At 63.2% G+C, this 17,915-nt stretch carries 16 protein-coding genes; 4 read left to right on the top strand and 12 right to left on the bottom strand.

Features of this window, described 5'->3' with window-relative positions:
* Genes MUU55_RS17435 through MUU55_RS17425 form a run of 3 tightly spaced genes read right to left on the bottom strand, consistent with a single transcriptional unit; the run spans nucleotide 1 to nucleotide 4,885 of the window.
* Nucleotides 1-1,632, bottom strand: a complete 1,632-nt coding sequence (locus tag MUU55_RS17435) for a monovalent cation/H+ antiporter subunit D (RefSeq protein WP_244762013.1) — start codon at nucleotides 1,630-1,632, stop codon at nucleotides 1-3.
* On the bottom strand, nucleotides 1,629-1,967 hold the full coding sequence (locus MUU55_RS17430) for a Na+/H+ antiporter subunit C (protein WP_117370310.1): 339 nt from the start codon (nucleotides 1,965-1,967) through the stop codon (nucleotides 1,629-1,631). The genes MUU55_RS17435 and MUU55_RS17430 overlap by 4 nt, the downstream gene beginning before the upstream one ends.
* Nucleotides 1,967-4,885, bottom strand: a complete 2,919-nt coding sequence (locus MUU55_RS17425) for a monovalent cation/H+ antiporter subunit A (RefSeq protein WP_244762012.1) — start codon at nucleotides 4,883-4,885, stop codon at nucleotides 1,967-1,969. The genes MUU55_RS17430 and MUU55_RS17425 overlap by 1 nt, the downstream gene beginning before the upstream one ends.
* 176 nt (nucleotides 4,886-5,061) lie before the next feature.
* Between MUU55_RS17425 and MUU55_RS17420 the strand changes: the two genes are divergently transcribed.
* Entirely contained in the window at nucleotides 5,062-5,232 is a 171-nt protein-coding gene (locus MUU55_RS17420; protein WP_244762011.1) for a hypothetical protein, read from the top strand.
* Between the two features lie 531 nt (nucleotides 5,233-5,763).
* Nucleotides 5,764-6,081 (top strand): DUF2934 domain-containing protein, encoded by a 318-nt coding sequence (locus tag MUU55_RS29385; RefSeq protein WP_425314191.1) that lies wholly within the window; start codon nucleotides 5,764-5,766, stop codon nucleotides 6,079-6,081.
* Here the strand turns inward: MUU55_RS29385 and MUU55_RS17410 are convergent, their stop codons facing one another.
* From MUU55_RS17410 to MUU55_RS17400, 3 genes are read right to left on the bottom strand one after another with little or no spacing between them, the layout of a single operon-like run.
* Nucleotides 6,082-7,128, bottom strand: coding sequence for a glutathione synthase (locus MUU55_RS17410; RefSeq protein WP_244762010.1), 1,047 nt, complete (start codon nucleotides 7,126-7,128; stop codon nucleotides 6,082-6,084).
* 11 nt (nucleotides 7,129-7,139) lie between these two features.
* Entirely contained in the window at nucleotides 7,140-9,032 is a 1,893-nt protein-coding gene (locus MUU55_RS17405; RefSeq protein WP_244762009.1) for a flavohemoglobin expression-modulating QEGLA motif protein, read from the bottom strand.
* Nucleotides 9,029-9,841 carry an N-formylglutamate amidohydrolase gene (locus tag MUU55_RS17400; RefSeq protein WP_244762008.1) on the bottom strand — a complete coding sequence of 271 codons (813 nt, stop codon included), beginning with the start codon at nucleotides 9,839-9,841 and terminating at the stop codon, nucleotides 9,029-9,031. Before MUU55_RS17400 ends, MUU55_RS17405 begins: the two co-directional genes overlap by 4 nt.
* A 141-nt stretch (nucleotides 9,842-9,982) precedes the next feature.
* Here MUU55_RS17400 and MUU55_RS17395 point away from each other — a divergent pair, with 141 nt between their 5' ends.
* Both MUU55_RS17395 and MUU55_RS17390 read left to right on the top strand, forming a co-directional pair.
* Nucleotides 9,983-10,348 carry a YbaN family protein gene (locus MUU55_RS17395; protein WP_244762007.1) on the top strand — a complete coding sequence of 122 codons (366 nt, stop codon included), beginning with the start codon at nucleotides 9,983-9,985 and terminating at the stop codon, nucleotides 10,346-10,348.
* A gap of 4 nt (nucleotides 10,349-10,352) precedes the next feature.
* Entirely contained in the window at nucleotides 10,353-11,792 is a 1,440-nt protein-coding gene (locus MUU55_RS17390; protein ID WP_244762006.1) for a cryptochrome/photolyase family protein, read from the top strand.
* Here the strand turns inward: MUU55_RS17390 and phnN are convergent.
* The 6 genes from phnN to phnD form a co-directional block, all read right to left on the bottom strand.
* Entirely contained in the window at nucleotides 11,789-12,394 is a 606-nt protein-coding gene (gene phnN / locus MUU55_RS17385) for a phosphonate metabolism protein/1,5-bisphosphokinase (PRPP-forming) PhnN (protein ID WP_244762005.1), read from the bottom strand. The genes MUU55_RS17390 and phnN overlap by 4 nt on opposite strands.
* Complete coding sequence (locus tag MUU55_RS17380; protein WP_244762004.1) at nucleotides 12,391-13,524, bottom strand: alpha-D-ribose 1-methylphosphonate 5-triphosphate diphosphatase; 1,134 nt, start codon at nucleotides 13,522-13,524, stop codon at nucleotides 12,391-12,393. Before MUU55_RS17380 ends, phnN begins: the two co-directional genes overlap by 4 nt.
* A 1-nt stretch (nucleotide 13,525) precedes the next feature.
* Complete coding sequence (locus tag MUU55_RS17375; protein ID WP_244762003.1) at nucleotides 13,526-14,233, bottom strand: DUF1045 domain-containing protein; 708 nt, start codon at nucleotides 14,231-14,233, stop codon at nucleotides 13,526-13,528.
* 96 nt (nucleotides 14,234-14,329) lie between these two features.
* Nucleotides 14,330-15,832 carry a phosphonate ABC transporter, permease protein PhnE gene (phnE, locus tag MUU55_RS17370; RefSeq protein WP_244762002.1) on the bottom strand — a complete coding sequence of 501 codons (1,503 nt, stop codon included), beginning with the start codon at nucleotides 15,830-15,832 and terminating at the stop codon, nucleotides 14,330-14,332.
* Nucleotides 15,833-15,841: 9 nt separating this feature from the next.
* A complete protein-coding gene (gene phnE / locus MUU55_RS17365; RefSeq protein WP_244762001.1) occupies nucleotides 15,842-16,798 on the bottom strand; it encodes a phosphonate ABC transporter, permease protein PhnE in 957 nt (318 codons plus the stop codon).
* A 160-nt stretch (nucleotides 16,799-16,958) separates the two neighbouring features.
* Complete coding sequence (gene phnD, locus MUU55_RS17360; protein ID WP_244762000.1) at nucleotides 16,959-17,864, bottom strand: phosphonate ABC transporter substrate-binding protein; 906 nt, start codon at nucleotides 17,862-17,864, stop codon at nucleotides 16,959-16,961.
* Between the last annotated feature and the right edge of the window lie 51 nt (nucleotides 17,865-17,915).

The raw sequence follows: 17,915 nt of genomic DNA, 5'->3' as shown, positions 1-17,915 counted from the left end.
TCAGATCCCTCCCCCGCCATCCGGCCCGCTCGCCTCCGCGACACCGGCACGGCGCGCATTGATCACGGCGTCGATATAGGTGCCGGGCTGCTGCAGGTTGCGTACGGTCTCTTCCATGTAGTGCATCGCCGGGCCGGCCTTGATGGTCAGCATCAGCGTGAGCGCGATCAGGAGCATGACGGGCGCCATTTCCATGACGAGCACGCGTGGCACCGTTCCTTCCATGGAAGCCCAGAAGGTGCGGATGCCGGCACGCGTCATCGAGATCAAGGCGGCAAGGCCCGACAGGATGAGCAGAGCGACGATCCACCAGACGGAGGCGGGGATCGGCTGGTCGGCCACCGCTTCGGTCCCGATCATGCCCGTCAGCATGGCGAATTTCGCGACGAAGCCGGAGAGCGGCGGCAGGCCGGACAAGAGAATGCCGCAGGCGGCAAAGCAGGTGCCAAGCACCGCGATCGTTCCCGGCATGGTCACACCGATCTCGACCTCCTGCTCCTCCTCGTCCGCGTCGCCATAGGCTTCCATGGTGACGGCGAGAACCGAGGCGCCGGCATCCTGACCGCGCTCGACGAGCTCGATCAGCATGAAGAAGGCCCCGATCGTCAACGTGGAACTGACCATGTAGAAAAGCGCGCCGGCGGTGACCTCCCCGTTGCTGAGGCCGAGAACGGCGAGCAACGTACCGGACGACACGAGCACGCTGTAACTCGCCAGACGCCCGAGCGCCTGGGACGCGAGCACGCCGATCGTACCAAAGGCGATTGTAGCCATGCCGCCATAGAGCAGGACATTGAGCCCGAGGCCGGCGGAATCGCCCTGTCCGAAGACGAGGAGCGACAGACGCAGGATGACGTAGATGCCAACCTTGCTCATGATGGCGAAGATGCCGGCGACGGGCGCTACCGCCGCGCTATAGGCGCCAGGCAGCCAGAAATTCAGCGGCCACATGCCGGCTTTGATGAGGAAGACGACGCCGAGAATGGCAGCACCCGCCTCCAGCAGCATGCGCCGCTCGCCCTCGATCTCGCCGATGCGCACGGCAAGGTCGGCCATATTGAGCGTGCCTGCGGAACCGTAGATCGCGCTGACGCCGATCAGGAAGCACAGCGCGGCGGCGAGATTGACGGCGATGTAGTGCAATCCCGCCTTGACGCGCATGGGGCCGGAGCCGTGCATCAGGAGCCCGTAGGACGCGGCGAGCATCACCTCGAAGAAGACGAAAAGATTGAAAAGGTCCCCCGTCAGGAAGGCCCCGTTCAACCCCATCAGCAGGAATTGGAACAGCGAATGGAAATGCGCGCCGGCGGCGTGCCAGCGGGCCAGCGCGAAGACCAGCGCGGGAATGGCGAGGATAGAGGCGAGCACCAGCATCAGCGCCGAGAGCCGGTCGACAACCAGCACGATGCCAAAGGGGGCCGGCCAGTTGCCCAGCAGATAGACGCCTTCGAAATCGCCGCCATTGGCAAGCCGGAACAGGTTGATCGCGACAGCCGCCAGCGCCAGCGACGAGACGACGCTGATCATGGCTTTGACGACGCGCTGACGCTCGTCGAAGAACAGGAGAAGCGCGCCTGCGACCAGCGGAATGACGATCGGCGCGATGATGAGATGTTGCTGCCAGCCGCTCATTTCGGTTGCTCCCGGCCATCGACATGGTCCGTGCCGGTCAGCCCGCGAGCGGCGAGCAGCACCACGAGGAAGAGTGCCGTCGTCGCAAATCCGATGACGATTGCGGTCAAGACCAGCGCCTGCGGCACGGGGTCCGTCAGGGTCGAGACATCAACGCCTTCACCCAGCAATGGGGCGGCATTGGACTTCACGCCACCAACCCCGAAGATGAAGAGATTGACGGCATAGGAGAGCAGCGACAGGCCGATGATGACCTGATAGGTGCGCGGGCGCAGGATGAGCCAGACGCCCGAGCCGGTCATGATGCCGATACCGATTGCAAGAACAAGTTCCATCAGGCTTCCTCCGCCTTGGGGGCGTCGAGACTGCGAACCCGATGCATGCGTACGGACTGGTGGGCAAGCGCGATGAGGATCAGCACCGTCGCGCCGACGACGAGCGAGAAGACACCCAGATCGAAGAGCAGCGCGCTCGCTGCCGGTACCTTACCGATGAACGGCACCTCTATGTATTGCGAATGGGTGGTCAGGAACGGATAGCCCAACAGCCAGGCTCCCATGCCCGTCGCCGCCGACATCAGCAGGCCGAAACCCATCCAGCGCAGGGGCAGGATGCGCAGGCGATCCTCCGCCCAGCGCACGCCGCCCGCCAGATATTGCAGCAGGAAGGCGATCGCCATTGTGATGCCAGCGGCAAAACCGCCACCCGGCAGATCGTGGCCACGCATGATGAGATAGACCGAGAAGGTTACGATTACGGGGAACATCCACTGCATGATGACCGAGGGCACGAGCAGATAGTCGCGGACCGTATCGCCGGCCGAGCGCTCGGGGCGCTCCGCGTCATACGCGTTCTGGATGCGTTGTTGTTCCGGCTTTTCGATACTGTCCGGCGCCGGACGGAAGCGGCGCAACAGCGCGAAGACCGTCAGCGCCACGATGGCCAGCACCGCGATCTCGCCCATCGTGTCGAAGCCGCGGAAATCGACGAGGATGACGTTGACGACGTTGCGCCCGCCACCTTCGGTGTAGGCCTTGTCGAGGAAGTAGCTCGCAATCGCATCCGGCACCGGCTGCGTCATGATGGCATAGGAGAACAGGAACATGCCGAAGCCGCAGGAAATCGCGAGCAGGAAATCGCGGAAACGGCGGCTTCGCGCGGCAAACGAGACGGAATTGTCGACCTTTTCCGAGCGCTTCGGCAGCCAGCGCAGGCCGAGCAACAGGAGAACCGTCGTTACGATTTCCACGACGAGCTGCGTGATGGCCAGATCGGGCGCCGAGAGCCAGACGAAGGTGATGCAGGTGGTGATGCCAGCGCCGCCGAGCAGCACCAGGGCTGCGAGCCGGTGGTACTTTGCCTGATAGGCCGCCCCGAGAGCGCAAAAAGCACCGATGCACCAGACGGCGGCGAAGATCGGATCGACATCCCCGAAGGACAAAGGCTTCGGAGAAAACCCCGCGAGATAAAGCGACACTGCGCCGGCCAGGAAGCCCGCGGCCGCGATGAGGCGAAGCTGCGGCTGAAGATGGCGCGTCCCGAGATTGCTTTCCAGCCAGCGCGCCCATTTCCAGGAAACGGTGACGAGGACACGTTCGAAGATGCGCTGGCCGGCAAGGTGCCGGAAAAGCGGCGGCCCGTCGTCGCATTTGGCGAGATAGTCCTTCATCACGAAGTATAGCGCCGCGCCGCCGACCAGCGCGATCAGGCTCATGATCAGCGGCGTGTTGATGCCATGCCAGACGGCAAGGCTGTATTCCGGAGTGCGGTCTCCGAGAACGGAGATGACCGCCGAGTGCAGGAACGGACCGATCGACAGGCTCGGAATGATGCCGACGACCAGGCAGGCGAGCACGAGGAACTCGATGGGGAAACGCATCCAGTGCGGCGGCTCGTGCGGCTTCGGTTTCGGCAGATCCGTAGGTTCGGGGCCGAAAAACACCATATGGATGAAGCGCAGAGAATAGGCGACGGAGAAGGCGCCGGCGAGCGTCGCAACGTAGGGCAGGATGCGGTCGAGCACGGAATCGGCATGCGTTTCCACAGCTTCGGCGAAGAACATTTCCTTGGAAATGAAGCCGTTGAGCAACGGCACGCCGGCCATGGCCGCACTCGCCACCATGGCAAGCGTGCCCGTTATCGGCAGGTATTTGAGCAGCCCGCTCAATCGTCGCATGTCGCGTGTGCCGGTCTCGTGGTCGATGATGCCGGCGGCCATGAAGAGCGAAGCCTTGAAGGTGGCGTGGTTCATCATGTGAAAGATCGCAGCGACCGCAGCGACGGGACTGCCAAGGCTGAGCAGCGTGGTGATGAGGCCGAGATGGCTGATCGTCGAGTAGGCGAGCAGGCCTTTCAGGTCCTGCTGGAACATGGCGAAGTAGGCGCCGAGAAGCAGGGTACTGATACCAGCGATGCCGACCAGCATGAACCACTCATAGGTGCCCGACAGCGCCGGCCAGAACCGCACCAGCAGAAAGACGCCCGCCTTCACCATGGTGGCGGAATGCAGATAGGCCGAAACCGGCGTCGGCGCGGCCATGGCGTTCGGCAGCCAGAAATGGAATGGCACCTGCGCGCTCTTGGTCAGCGCGCCGATGAGGATGAGCACGAGCGCCGTGAGATAGAGCGGATGTGCCTTGATCAGGTCGCCGGAGGCGAGCACGACATCGAGATCGTAGCTGCCGACGATATGGCCGAGCACGAGCAGACCGGCCAGCAGGCAGAAACCGCCGATACCGGTGATCGTCAGCGCCATGCGCGCGCCGTCGCGGGCCGCGGCATTGTGATGCCAGTAGCTGATCAGCAGAAAGGAGAAGATGCTGGTCAGCTCCCAGAAGACGGAGAGCAGGATGATGTTGCCCGACAGCACGATACCGAGCATCGAGCCCATGAAGGCAAGCAGGAACGAGAAGAAGCGCGGTACCGGATCCTCTTCCGACATGTAGTAGCGAGCATAGAGCACGACAAGGCAACCGATGCCGGTGATGAGCATGGCGAAAAGCCAGGCAAATCCATCCATGCGCAGCGTGACATTCAGGCCGAGTTGCGGCAGCCATTCGAGATCGAGCCGAACCTTGCCGCCTTCGCGCACGGCGGGATAGAGCGCAGCCGTCAGCAGGAGTGCGGCAAACGAGACGACGCCCGACATGCGCGCAGCAAGAATGCGGGAATCCGTCCGCAAGAGAATGGTCGCGGCAAGGCTTCCCGCGAAGGGGAGGCAAACCAGCAGGACCAGAATCAATTCGCCAGTCATCGGTTGGTCGGTCGCTTTCGAACGTCAGAGCTTCTCTGGAGTGCCGGAGCGACACCCATCGGAAAGGCAGCGCGATCGATGTCGGTGATCGATGCGGCCGTCAGGTGAAAACCATCGGAGGCGCGCGCGCCCTATGCGTTTCGACGCCTCCCTTGCCGGCCGCATCTGGCGGAACCATGGCAACGGAAACCCGCTCCACCGCCTTCAAACGAAAGCCGAAACTCTCCGGCAGGCAGGCAGGATCGACGCCCACGCTCGCCGGAGAGGCGATCTTTCCGGCACTGGTACGCTTGCGGCAGTCCCGCTCGTCGATGGAAGCCTGTCCCGTCGGCTTCTGCGTGCCGTAACGAAGCACTTTTGCAGCAGCGCTGGCGGCAGACGGTGACGGCGCCGTGTTTATCAACAGAAGAAGACAGGTCAACGCTGTGCAAAGAAGGCCAAAAGCCCGACGAACCGGTCGATGCTGTTGCTTCGTTGCTGCCAAACGCCCTGCCTCTCGATGCCGTTGCCCAGTTTGAAGATTCTCTCATTCGGACAATACGTTGGCCGGATCGGCGCTGTCCACCCGCGCGGGAAAAGTTTTGCAAAATTTCGCCGATTTATCGCACATCCCGTAAAGATTCGCTTCGACCGGCCACGGCGAGAGAAAGGATGTCGCGGTCGCGCGCCTTGAAGCACCCCGTCTTTGGGCGCATTCTACCTGCGCGAATCGCTTGAAGCAGACCTGCTCCAGAGAGGCCGTGGCCCGGAGCAAAGGTGCGTCGAATATCTGGACCTGCCGGTCATCCCGGCCGTCCAGCGAGTTCCGTTTTCCGGTTCTGCCGGCACAGCCCGCGGCACCGGCACGGCGTCAGTTCACTCTCAAACGGGGATATACGATGACGGATGCACGCAAGGAATGGATCAGCAAACGGGCCTACTCGATCTGGGAAGAAGCGGGCCGGCCCCATGGCCATGACAATGCCCATTGGGAGCAGGCCGTGCGCGAGCGCGACGAACTCGAGCGCGTGGCCCTGAAACCGGATGCCGCCACCGCCAAGGTGAGCAAGAAGCCGCTGATCGAGATTTCCAAGACCAAGGACGCCGAGGCCGCGAAGCCGAAGAAGAAAGCCGCCGGCGCTGAAAAGCCGGCCGCTGCCGCCAAGGCCATCGCGAAAGTGAAATCCGCCAAGGCGGCGAACAGCAAGCCGATCTGATCAGAGCGCCGCCAGGATCCTGTTGGCGATCGCCCCATCATAGGCGTCGCGCTGGGCGACCTTGCTTTCCAGCGCGACGATGATGTTTTCGGAAAAATCCACGCCATAGAGGTCGAGCATCACGCTCAGCCCGCCGGGCGTGAAGACGTTGATTTCCAGGATCTTGTCGCCGACAATGTCGAGGCCGACGAGAAACATGCCGTCCTCCACCAGCTTGGGCCGCACCATCTCGGCGATCGCCAGAATTTCCGGCGTGATCTCCACCTTCACGGCCGTGCCCGCAGCGTGAATGTTGGAACGGACCTCGCCTTTCGCCGGCACGCGGCGGATCGCGGCATAGGTGCCATCTTTCTCCAACGGACGGCCGTTCATCAGGAAGAGGCGGATATCGCCCTCGGTCGCAGCCGCCAGGTAATTCTGGGCGATCAGGTAGCCCTCGCCGCTGACGGCCTCGAAAATCTGGTTCAGATTGGCTTCCCCTGTCGAACCGATCTTGAAGACGTTCCGGCCGCCGGACCCCTGCAGCGGCTTCATGATCACCCCCTCCTTGTGCAGATCGATGAAGCCGCGGATTTCATCGATGCTCTTGGAAATCAGCGTCCGCGGCCGCACGGCCTGCGGGAAACCCTGAAAATAGAGCTTGTTCTGGGCGAGCGACAGGCCGTCGGGATCGTTGACGACGAGTGTGCCGCGCGCAGCGGCCAACCGCCCGAACATTGCTCCGACATGGGCCGCCCACGGTCGGCCGTCGGCGTCGAGCGAAGGGTCGTTGCGCAGGAACAAAACGTCGACCTCGCCGATGTCCATGGTCTCGACCGTCGCCTCGTCGCCCTGGAGGGCGGCGTGAAAACTTTCCGCTTTCTTGTAGCGCTTGCCGGGCAGCACGCGGCCGCGCACCGAAAGACTGTCATCCGCCCTGAGCACGAAGTCGCCCGGCGTCAGATAGCAGATGTCATGCCCTCGCGAGAGCGCGGCCATGGCAAGTGAGGTGGTGGTGAAGGTGGGAGTCTCGTCTTCGATCGAATTGACGAAAAAGGCGATACGCATGGTTGCTCTCCTCAAGCTTCGAGCATGGCAAGGGGGGTGAGGCCGTCGCGGGCGCGCTCCAGCCTTGCGCGCCCGCGTTCGGTTTCAAGACAAAGGGGCCGCAGGACCGGCGCCTTCAGAAGGCCACGCGCACCGAGCTCTTCCATCACGGTGAAATCGGCCGCGGAAATCTTGCCCATCCAGAATGGATCGAGCGCCCCCCCGCCCTTGAAATGGCTGAGCAGAGACAGGAGCCCGCGCAGATAGATTGCGTCCTTCGCAAGCCCTCCTCCTCGGAAGACGCGCAGCAGCAGGCCGAAGGCGGTTTCCGCGTCAAAACCGTAGCGATCCGTCAGATGCCGGAAGCTTTCGACGAAGGAGGCACCCGACAGCATGAGATCACAGCCGATGACGCGCGCGGCCAGCAGCCGCAGCCGCTCCGGCGTGAAACCGCCGGCCAGGAACTCGGCGAAGACCGCCAGCCCCTCCTGCATGCCCTCGTAACCTGCAAGGCCCGTGCGAAAGACACGCAGCCCCTGCGCCGAGCCGTTGAAGTAGGTCAGAAGATGCACGCCGACCTCGTGACTGAGCAGAGCATCGACGCGCTGGCGCATCATGCGTGTGCGGCGGGAGATGAGCAGCCGCGGCCCGGAGACGAGCAGGCCGGGCGGCACGTCGTCGCGAAGTTCGATCGATGCATCGAAGCCTTCATGGCGCCGCTGATAATCCGCCATCATCGACCGGGCACGGTGCTCGACAAAAAAGCAGTCAACGACGTCGTCATCGGACGCGAGCGCGGATATGCGGCTTGCCTCTCCCGTACCATCGAGAACCTCTCGCGCGGCCTTCAGCAGCGACGGTTCGACCGGACCGTAGAGCGCACGGCCGAACTCGACGAAACGGGCTTTTTCCCGATGACCGATGAGGGTGAGCTGGAGGTCGAGCTCCTGCTGCTTTTCACGATAGATCTGGTGCAGGACGGGGTCTTCGAGATGATCGAGCGAAATCGAATAAAGGCGGCGCTTTTCCCGCTCCACCAGAAGGCTCAACGGCCGGTAGAGAAAGCGCGGAGGCTTGTCGTGATGATTTGCCTTGAACTCTTTCCACGCAGCGTTCGCATTGATCGGCGTCACACAGAGCAGGAAATCGAAACTGGAAGCGACATCGTCCATGCCGCGATCCGCCCGCTCCACCGCATCGACAAAAGCCTTGCGGCCGAAGGCGCGGTAGGTGACGGGCTTGGGAAAACCGTCCGCATCGAGAAAGGCGGCGACGGCCTGCAGACCCGCATCGAGGAAATTGCCGACGAGGCGTTCGCGCAAATCCGGATAGGTCGCATCCGACCCGGTGACGCGGTAGATCGGGGCAAACCGCAGGGTGAGGAGCGGCAGCCGCAATTTCAGAAGCTCCGGCCGCGCGCAAGGATCTTCCTGCGCCTCGCAAAGATCGACATGCGGCGTGCGGAATCGCGCCTCGAAAGCCTTTACCGCCGCACCGAAGGCTTTTACCGCCCGGTTAGCCGCAAGGCCGCGTGTCGCCGAAAGGGTCACCTCGAACGGCTGGAGAAAGGGAGCGTCATCGGAGAGCAACCGGTCGCGCTCCAGCTCGTCGATATCGACAAGCACGAACGTGCCAAATGCCTTGCGCAGGATACCGGCAATCGGCCCGAGCAGCGCGACGGCATCGTCGATCTCTGCTGTCACCAGATGGGAGGCATTGGCGCTTGCCACCTCGCGCGCCACCACATGCTTCTCGGGATCACCGACATGCAGGAAGAGAAAGGGCTGCGGACGGTCGATGTGCAAGCGTCCGCCCTCGAATTCGCGGCGCACCGGCTTGCCAGCCTCCAGCGCCGCGATCACATCCTCGACGAGGCTCTTTTCCTTCTTTGCGCGCGGCCTGCGCGCCGCCCTGGTTAGGCTCATGCAACCTCCCGCAGCGCACTTTCGAGCACCGGCACCGAGGCGGCGATCAGCGAACGAAGTGCAGAAATCGCCTGCCAGTCCGGCACGCCGGTCCATTCGTCCATAAAGATCTTCTTGAACTCGATGGCGATAGCACAGCCGCTTTCCGGGAACCGCTCATGGATGAAGCGGGTCTGCTCGCCGCGTCCCTGGAAGGCGACATTCTCGCGCACGTCCAACCGACGCCCAAGGAAATCATAGTCCGCGCAGAAATCCATGAACGTATCGACGACGGGCGCCCAGCGGGTGCGGTCCATGGATATCGTGCCGATATTGATATCGGGCGCTTCGACCGCCTGCGTCGGCGCACCCGAAGCTCCGCCACGACGGTGGTTGTAGCTGTGGATGTCGAGCACGACGAAGGCGCCGTACTGCGCTTCCACATCGCGCAGATAACTCTCCAGCATGCTGTAGTAAGCATCGTGCAATGCAAGGCTCTCGGCCAGTTCGGTGGCGGAGAGCGGTTCACGCCAGACATTCAGGCCCCAGGCCTGCTCCGGCCGCTGATAGACGGCGGCATCTCGCGCACGATTGAGATCGATCTCGAAACGAGAGCGCTGGAAGACGATGCGGTTGGCAAGGTCATGGATGGTTTCGGCCGTGAAGGGGTCCTCCTCGCGCAGTCGCGCGTCGCCGTCGAGCGCCATCCGCGAGGCAAGCGCTCCCCTGACGGCGTGACCGTTGTGGATAGCAGTGCCGACGATGCGCGATGGCCCGCGCGAGGTCATCCACCACACATGGTCGCCGGTAAATTCGCTGTCATCCAACATGCGTCATCACACTCCAGTCCCAGGTCCACCAGGAATGCCCGACAATCATCTTCGTTCCACCGCCGCGGCACCTTGGCCCCTTGGACAGGAACGCAAAGCACTCTATCTGAACGCTCGACGCGATTTTCGGCGAGGAACCCTGTGCGCACGATCTATTTGCTGGCCGGCCTGCTGATGACGGCGCTCGGCATCGTCGGTGCGTTCCTGCCGCTCCTGCCGACGACGCCGTTCCTGCTCCTCGCGGTGTGGTGCTTTTCGCGTTCCTCGCCCCGGCTGGAACAATGGCTGATCACGCACAAGACGCTCGGCCCCCCATTGACGAACTGGCAGCGCGAGGGCGCGATCTCCGGCCGCACCAAGGTCGTCGCCGTCAGCCTGATCGTCGCGAGCTACGCCTTCTTCGTCTACCGCACCCAGCCTTCGGTCCTGCTGGCGGTCGTCGTCGGCCTCGTGCTGTCCTGCAGTGCCCTTTTCATTCTCACCCGCCCGCTGCCAAAAGGAAAATGAGACGATGCCGGACAAAAGCAAGCCGCCCGTCATCGTCTGGTTCCGCCGTGACCTGCGCACGGATGATAACGCAGCCCTTTCCGCAGCCGCCGACAGCGGCCAGCCCGTTGTGACGCTCTACATCCGCGAAGCGGCCGACGGAACCGGCCCGCTCGGCGCGGCGCAGGACTGGTGGCTGCACCATTCGCTGACAACGCTCGGCACGTCGCTCAGGGCGCTCGGCACGCCGTTGATCCTGCGCAGCGGCGATGCGGGCAAGGTTCTGGACGACCTGATCGAAGAAACCGGCGCCGAAACGGTCTACTGGAACCGCCGGCACGACCCCGCCGGCATCGAAATCGATACGGACATCAAGGCCTCCCTGAAGGGACGAGGTCTCGCGGCGAAGAGTTTTGCGGGCGAGCTGCTGCACGACCCGACCCGCCTTCTGACCGGGGAGAAGAAACCCTACCGCGTCTACACACCCTTCTGGCGCGCCTTCGAGCGGGATGGTGAGCCGCATGAGCCGATCGATGCACCGGAAAAACTCGTCGCCTTGCATCCCGCGCCGAAATCCGAAGCGCTCGACGACTGGAACCTTCTGCCGAGCAAACCGGACTGGGCGACCACGTTCAGCGACATCTGGACGCCGGGCGAAGACGCGGCACGGGAGCGCCTCGAAACCTTCGTCGACGGCGCCATTAATGGTTATCAGGCCAAACGCGACCATCCCTCCATCGACGCCACCTCCATGCTGTCGCCGCATCTGGCCATGGGCGAAATCTCCCCGGCGCGGGTCTGGCATGCAACGCGCGGCCTGAAGGCGCCGACGGACGACGTGATCCATTTCCGCAAGGAGCTGGTCTGGCGGGAATTCTGCCACCACCTGCACTTCCATTTTCCGGCTCTGGCGGAGAAGAACTGGAACGACCGCTTCGATGCCTTTCCCTGGGAAGGCAGCACAAAGGAATTCAAGGCCTGGACGCGTGGCAAAACCGGCTATCCCATCGTCGACGCCGGCATGCGGCAGCTCTGGCAGCACGGTTTCATGCACAATCGCGTGCGCATGATCACCGCCTCCTTCCTCATCAAACATCTCATGATCGACTGGCGACGTGGCGAACAATGGTTTCGCGATACGCTCGTCGATGCGGATGCAGCGTCGAACGCGGCGAACTGGCAGTGGGTCGCCGGCTCCGGCGCCGATGCCTCCCCCTTCTTCCGCATCTTCAACCCGATCCTGCAGGGCGAGAAATTCGATCCTGACGGCACCTATGTGCGCCGCTTCGTGCCGGAACTCGAAAAGCTGGATGCTGCCTTCATCCACAAGCCCTTCGACGCCCCCGAAAGCGTGCTGAAGAAGGCGGGCGTGGTGCTGGGCAAAACCTATCCGAGGCCGCTCGTCGACCATGCCAAGGCCCGCGAACGGGCGCTCGGTGCCTACAAGACGTTGAAGGACGGCTAGTTGCCGCGCGACAGTCTCGAGACAAGCAGCGAGACGAATGCTTCGCCAGCGTCCTCCAGCGCACCGCTGTTGTCTATGACAACGGTATCGGCGGCGATCACGATTTCCGGCACTGTGCGGTCGAGGCGTTTGGCGATGGCCTCGGCGCTTTCCCGGCCGCGTGCGGCAAGGCGAGCCGCGAGGATTTCCGGGCGCGCGGTGATCAGCACGACCACGAGCTTCGCATAGGCTTCAGCAAAAGCCGGCAGCGCGGAGCGGCTGCCATTGGCAATCAGCGTCACGCCGTCAGCAAGATCATCGAGCGTTTCGCGCGGAATGCCGTAGGAAAGACCATGGGCATCCCAGGAGACCGCAAACCCGCCCGCGGCCTCGCGGCGGCGGAATCCATCTGCATCGATCGCCTGATGCGCCTCCCCGCCGGCATCCGCCGGGCGGGTGACGATACGGCGCACGAATTTCACCCGCACCTCATCGTCGAACTGTCGGGCAGCATAGGACATGACGCTGTCCTTGCCCGCCCCGCTTGGACCGACCACCACCACCATCGTGCCGGCCGCAACCGGCAAGGATGGTGTGACAACGATATCGCCGGCCTTGCTCATGCCACCCGCTTGCCTTGCCGCCAGACCGAGCGCACGACCGGCACGCCCTCAGGGCGACGCACGCGCACGATATCGGCGCGAAGCCCCCTGGCGATGGCGCCGCGATCATCGAGACCGACGGTACGGGCAGGCGTGGTCGAGACCATGGCGATCGCCTTGGAAAGGTTCATGCCCTCGTCGGCAAGGATGAAGGGCGCATGCATCAGACTGAAGGGCACGTAGTCTGACGAAAGCACGTCGAGAACGCCCATCCCGGCGAGATCGCGCGCGGCGATATTGCCGGAGTGGGACTTGCCGCGCACGATGTTCGGCGCGCCCATCAGGACACTCATGCCGGCACCGTGCGAGGCCTTGGCGGCTTCGACGCTCGTCGGGAACTCGGCAAGACGGATGCCGTAGCCGATGGCTTCCTCGACATGCTCGAGCGTCGCATCATCGTGGCTGGCGACCGAGATGTTTCGGGCCGCGCAGGAGGCGGCGATGGCGTCGCGGTGCGGCTTGGCATAGCGGGCGGAGAGATCCTGCTGACGTTTGCAGAACTCGGCGAACTCGGCATCCGAAAGGCCACGCTTCTTCTGATAGTAGAGCACATACTGCTCCATCGTCTGGAACTGTCGCTGGCCGGGCGCATGGTCCATAAGCGAGACGAGACGCACCAGCGCATCGTCCTCGAACTCCTCATAGTGATCCAGCACATTGTCGGTCGAGACCTCGCAACGCAGGTGGATGAGGTGCTCGGCGCGCAGGCGATCCTCGTTCTGGGCTTGTGCGATGGCGTCGGCCATACCCCGCATCTCCCCCTTCTCGAAGCCGCCATCGGCATCCGAGCCCATGCGCAGGCAGTCGAAGACCGTGGTGATGCCCGAGGTCACGACCTGCGCATCATGCGCCTGGATCGCCGCCGTCAGGCCCCAGCGCACGCCGGGACGCGGCGAGTAGTGCGCTTCGAGGTGGTCGGTATGCAGCTCGACGAGGCCGGGGATCAGGAAGTCGCCTTCCATATCCTCGCCGGCCGCCGACGAACCTTCGGAAATATCGGCGATGAGACCATCGCGCAGCACCAGCGTGCCGTCGAGGATCTGGTCCTCCAGCACGATGCGGGCATTGGAAAGAACGGTTTCGCGGGTCATGTCAGGCGGTCTTTCTGTTGGCGGCCCCACCCAGCGGGAAGAGCGAATGGACGGTGAAGTCGGCGCTGCGCGAGGGTTCCCGGAACAGCGCAAGGCCTGAAACCGGCAGCGCCTTGCCGTGGAATTCGGCGAACTGATTGTGAAGCACGCCTTCGACGGCATCGCGGCGGTCCGCCGGTACGCGCCCTGTCAGCGTCATGTGGAAGCGGAACTCGTCGAACACGTAGGGGTAGCCCCATTGCACGAGGTTCCGGCGCTCGTCCGTCGTCAACTCGTCCGGCTTTCGGCGCGCGATGTCGGCCGAGCTGAGCGGCGCGCGGAAGCGTTCGAAGCGACGCACGACCTCTCCGGCGAACGCCTGCAGCGGATCGCACTGATCACCCGGCACGAGCGCGAAGAACGAGCCGAGACGTCCGACGACGACTTCGGGAATCTCGAAGGGGTCGATCTCGGATACGAAACGGCCGATCTCGGCGATCAGTTCGGCCTCGCTGCGGCCCTCGGCAAGCGAGAACGGCGCTTTCAGCGTGGCGTGAAAACCATAGCGGCGCGGATCGGCGGTCAGGCCCGCAAGCGCCTCGGCTTCGAAACCGCTCACGGCCGGCTGTTCCAGGCGTGCCCCCGTAAAGGCGTTGCGGCCCAGCCAGCGCTGCGCGGCAAGGGTCAGCGGATCGCTGGCGGACGGGGTGAAGTAGAGGGCGTAACGCAAGGGCTCATTCCTGTAAAAGTCGTTTGACGCCGCCTTGAAGGGCGACGCCGGAGCTTGAAGGGATTCGTGTGGCAGCATCATGCCGCCACGGCGATATCAATGCGCCGGCTTGCCCATCAGGCGCGAGCGAAGCGCATTTGAGATTCCGTCGAAGACGAAGACGACGATGAGGATCAACAGCACCATATAGGCGACATTCTCCCAGTCCGAATTGGTGCGCATCGCTTCCCAGAGTTTGAGGCCGATGCCGCCAGCCCCGACCGCGCCGATGATCGTGGCAGAACGGGTGTTCGATTCCCAGAAATAAAGCGCCTGCGAGGCAAAGAGCGGCATGACCTGCGGCAGCACACCGTAGCGCTGTACGGCGACGGGTGCGGCACCCACGGACTTCACACCCTCGCGCTGCTTGTCGTCGATGTTTTCAAGCGCTTCGGAATAGAGTTTTCCAAGCGTTCCGGTATCCGTGAAGAAGATCGCCGAGATACCGGCGAGCGGTCCGGGGCCGAAGGCACGGGTGAAGAACAGCGCCCAGATCAGCATGTCGACGGAGCGCAGGAAGTCAAACAGACGCTTGGTGATCTGGTTGGAGAACCAGTTGCGCGTGATGTTGCGCGCCGCAAGGAAAGCGAGCGGGAAGGCGAGCAGCATCGCAAAAAGCGTGCCGACAAAGGCCATGACGATGGTCTGGAGCAGTTTGGTCCAGACGTCGAGATGCTGCCATTCCGCATTATAGAGAATGTTGTTCCAGGCAAGCGACAGGTTCGACTGCTTCGGGTCGATCCGGTCGGCCGAGGCGATCAGCGAAAAGACCTCCGACGTCGACTTGCCGTGGAACGGCGAGTTCGTGTCGAAGATGAAGTTCGCCCAGCCGAGGAAGCGCCTGCGAATGCTGACGTCGCCGGCCTCGATTTCGCCCCAGCCGGCAAATCCGAAGGCGAGCGTGATTTTCTCTCCCGGCCTTTTCTGCGTCGCCCAGGCGGGCAGATCGCCATCGATTTTCATCGCGCCGTTATCAAGAGCGACGAGAAGCGTCTGGCCGGCATGCTCAACGGTCACACGATCCGGCACGACCTCGACGCTCGTCGAGGAGTTGAGCGTGATCCTTGCCCGTTTGACCACCTCCTCCTCGCGTGTCGTCGCTGTCGCCATGCCTTCCGCAGCAGCGGCCGAGCCGCCCAGGACGGCACCCTCGCCCATGAAGCCCATGGAGGCTGGCTTCTTGACCGTGGTGCTCGAAGCTTCCGCGGCCGGCATCGTGCGGGTCATCGTGCCACGCTCGATTTCCACCCAGTCCGGCTCGGCATTCGGCCCGAGCGGCGAAAAGCGCGGATAGGTGAGCTTCATCGCGCCATCGGGCGCGATCGTCACTTCCGGGCGGACCTCGTAGGACACCCAGTCGGCGAGATAGGTGCCGGCGATGTTCCAGTTGGCGGTGCCGAGCACATGGCCGATAGCGAAGAACCACCAGCAATAAAGGGCGTAGAGCACGAAGCCGCCGGCGATGATGGCGACGCGGAAACGCTGCCAGAACGAGCGGTGGAAGACGGCCGGATGGCGTGCCGCGATCTCATCCATCTCAGCGGGATTGAGGGTCGTCATGGCGCACTCCTATTGGGCCAGCCGAAAGGCTTGATCGCCGACGAGCCTGCGGCGCAGCCAGGCGGAAAACTGGTCGACAGCAATGATGGTGATGAGCAGCAAAAGCACGATGGCCAAAGTTTTCGCCTGATGGTTCTGGCCGATCGACAGGCGCAGCAGCTCGCCGATGCCGCCGCCGCCGACGGCGCCGATGATCGTCGAGGCGCGCACGTTGATTTCAAGGCGCAGCAGGAAATAGCTCATGAAGTTCGGCATGACCTGCGGCACGATGCCAAACCAGACACGCTCGATCCAGCTCGCGCCGACAGCGCGAAGCCCCTCCTCCGCCTTCATGTCGGCATTCTCGACCACCTCGAAGAACAGTTTGCCGAGCGCGCCGACCGTATGGATCGACACGGCGATAACGGCCGGCAACGGCCCAAGCGAGAGGATGGCGAGGAAAAAGCCGGCGAGAACCACTTCCGGAAAGGCACGGAGGATTTCCATGAAACGGCGCACGAAACCGCGCAGCAGACGATTGGCGACGAGATTCTTGGCCGCCAGGAAACAGAGCAGGAAGCCGAAGAACATGCCGATAATGGTAGAGAACAGCGCGATGTTCAGCGTCTCCAGCATCTTGTGAAAATATTCCGGGATGTAGAAGCTCTCGGCAATGTAGAGCCGTCCCTCGGGATAATTGTACTTGAAGCTGCCGTCGTCATAGGGCGAAGGCAGATCGAACAGGGCGCGGAAGACCTCAAGGCCATCGCGCGGCACCATGTCGCCGACGAAATCGAAGAGATGGGGCAGCCGGTCGAAGAATTTTCCGGCATTCGTCTCGTTGGCGAACCAGAGCGAACCGGACAACGCAACCGCCAGGATGGCAAGGCCGAGCCAGGTGTAGAGGCGGCGCCGGGCGTTCAGCTCCTGCCAGTGCCGCTCGATGAGCGCGCCCTTCTCGCTGAAGCCGTCGTGAAGCGTGTTCATGGCCATGGTCTGTCCGCCTTGCGGTTCCCTGCACAGTTCCGGCCAACGCACCCCTCCTCCGTCATCCTCGGGTCAAGCCCGAGGATGACGGAGGAGGGGTAATGGCATCGGCAAAAAGCGCCGGCCGGTTGTCCAGCCGGCGCTTGAAGCATCGTTGCGATCAGCCGCCGATCGTTGCCTTGCGGGCGTCGATGATCGGCTTGTAGAAGTCGACGTTCACTTCCGTGAAGGACGTGAAGTCACCGCCCATGACGGCTGCGAAGCAGGCGGCGTCCTTCTTCGGCAGGTCGAGCATGAACTGCTTGAACTTCGCCTTGGTCTCGTCGGCAAGCGACGTGCGAACGACGATCGGGCCGTTCGGGATGAGCGGCGACTTCCACAGTTCGACGATGTCGTTCATGTCGAGAATGCCTTTCTCGACCATCTTGTGCAGGTTGCCGGACGTGTAGCCGTCCTTCCATTCGCCAACGCCCGAACCGAAGGTCGTGCCGGCGTCGAAGGTGCCCTTCAGCACTTCGAGAACGAGGTTTTCGTGACCGCCGCCGAAGCCGGTTTCAGCGAAATATTCCTTGACCGGGCCGCCGATGGCTTCCGGCAGGGTAACGAGCGGAACGAGGTAGCCCGAGGTCGAGTCCGGGTCTGCGAAGCCGAGCTTCTTGCCCTTGAGGTCTTCGAGCTTGGTGATGCCCGAATCCTTGCGGGCGACCATGATCGAGTGGTAGCCGGTCGAGCCATCGGTCTGGACGGTCGTCAGGATCGGCTCGACGGCATCGGCCTTGGCGAGGTAGATCTTGGCAAAGCCGGAAGCGCCGAGTTCGGCATAGTCGAGCGTACCGCCGAGCAGGCCCTGGATGACGCCGTCATAGTCGGCGGCCGGGAAGAACGAGACCTTCTCGAAGCCGAGCTCGGCCTTCAGGTGATCGCCGAGGCACTGGTAGTTGCGCAGGCGGTCGGCTTCGTTTTCACCGCCGATGATGCCGACGCGGAATTCCTTGAGGTCTTCAGCCTGGACGTGACCGGCAAGGGCGATGAGCGCGACGGCGCCCAGAAGGATCTTCTTCAGCATGGTCTCTCTCCTGTTTGGCCGGCTTTGCCGTGCCTTGAAGTGTATGGCCCT

Origin of the sequence: Shinella curvata, from assembly GCF_022899935.1 — a bacterium.
Taxonomy (GTDB): domain Bacteria; phylum Pseudomonadota; class Alphaproteobacteria; order Rhizobiales; family Rhizobiaceae; genus Shinella; species Shinella curvata.
The sequence above is the reverse complement of the archived record's forward strand: the minus strand, read 5'-3'. Positions and strand labels throughout refer to the sequence as shown.

What these genes read in the sequence shown, in the direction of transcription:
- MUU55_RS17435 (WP_244762013.1), bottom strand. Translation starts at nt 1,632, where the DNA reads ATGAGCGGCTGGCAGCAACATCTCATCATCGCGCCGATCGTCATTCCG.
- MUU55_RS17430 (WP_117370310.1), bottom strand. Translation starts at nt 1,967, where the DNA reads ATGGAACTTGTTCTTGCAATCGGTATCGGCATCATGACCGGCTCGGGC.
- MUU55_RS17425 (WP_244762012.1), bottom strand. Translation starts at nt 4,885, where the DNA reads ATGACTGGCGAATTGATTCTGGTCCTGCTGGTTTGCCTCCCCTTCGCG.
- MUU55_RS17420 (WP_244762011.1), top strand. Translation starts at nt 5,062, where the DNA reads ATGGCAACGGAAACCCGCTCCACCGCCTTCAAACGAAAGCCGAAACTC.
- MUU55_RS29385 (WP_425314191.1), top strand. Translation starts at nt 5,764, where the DNA reads ATGACGGATGCACGCAAGGAATGGATCAGCAAACGGGCCTACTCGATC.
- MUU55_RS17410 (WP_244762010.1), bottom strand. Translation starts at nt 7,128, where the DNA reads ATGCGTATCGCCTTTTTCGTCAATTCGATCGAAGACGAGACTCCCACC.
- MUU55_RS17405 (WP_244762009.1), bottom strand. Translation starts at nt 9,032, where the DNA reads ATGAGCCTAACCAGGGCGGCGCGCAGGCCGCGCGCAAAGAAGGAAAAG.
- MUU55_RS17400 (WP_244762008.1), bottom strand. Translation starts at nt 9,841, where the DNA reads ATGTTGGATGACAGCGAATTTACCGGCGACCATGTGTGGTGGATGACC.
- MUU55_RS17390 (WP_244762006.1), top strand. Translation starts at nt 10,353, where the DNA reads ATGCCGGACAAAAGCAAGCCGCCCGTCATCGTCTGGTTCCGCCGTGAC.
- phnN (WP_244762005.1), bottom strand. Translation starts at nt 12,394, where the DNA reads ATGAGCAAGGCCGGCGATATCGTTGTCACACCATCCTTGCCGGTTGCG.
- MUU55_RS17380 (WP_244762004.1), bottom strand. Translation starts at nt 13,524, where the DNA reads ATGACCCGCGAAACCGTTCTTTCCAATGCCCGCATCGTGCTGGAGGAC.
- phnE (WP_244762002.1), bottom strand. Translation starts at nt 15,832, where the DNA reads ATGACGACCCTCAATCCCGCTGAGATGGATGAGATCGCGGCACGCCAT.
- phnE (WP_244762001.1), bottom strand. Translation starts at nt 16,798, where the DNA reads ATGAACACGCTTCACGACGGCTTCAGCGAGAAGGGCGCGCTCATCGAG.
- phnD (WP_244762000.1), bottom strand. Translation starts at nt 17,864, where the DNA reads ATGCTGAAGAAGATCCTTCTGGGCGCCGTCGCGCTCATCGCCCTTGCC.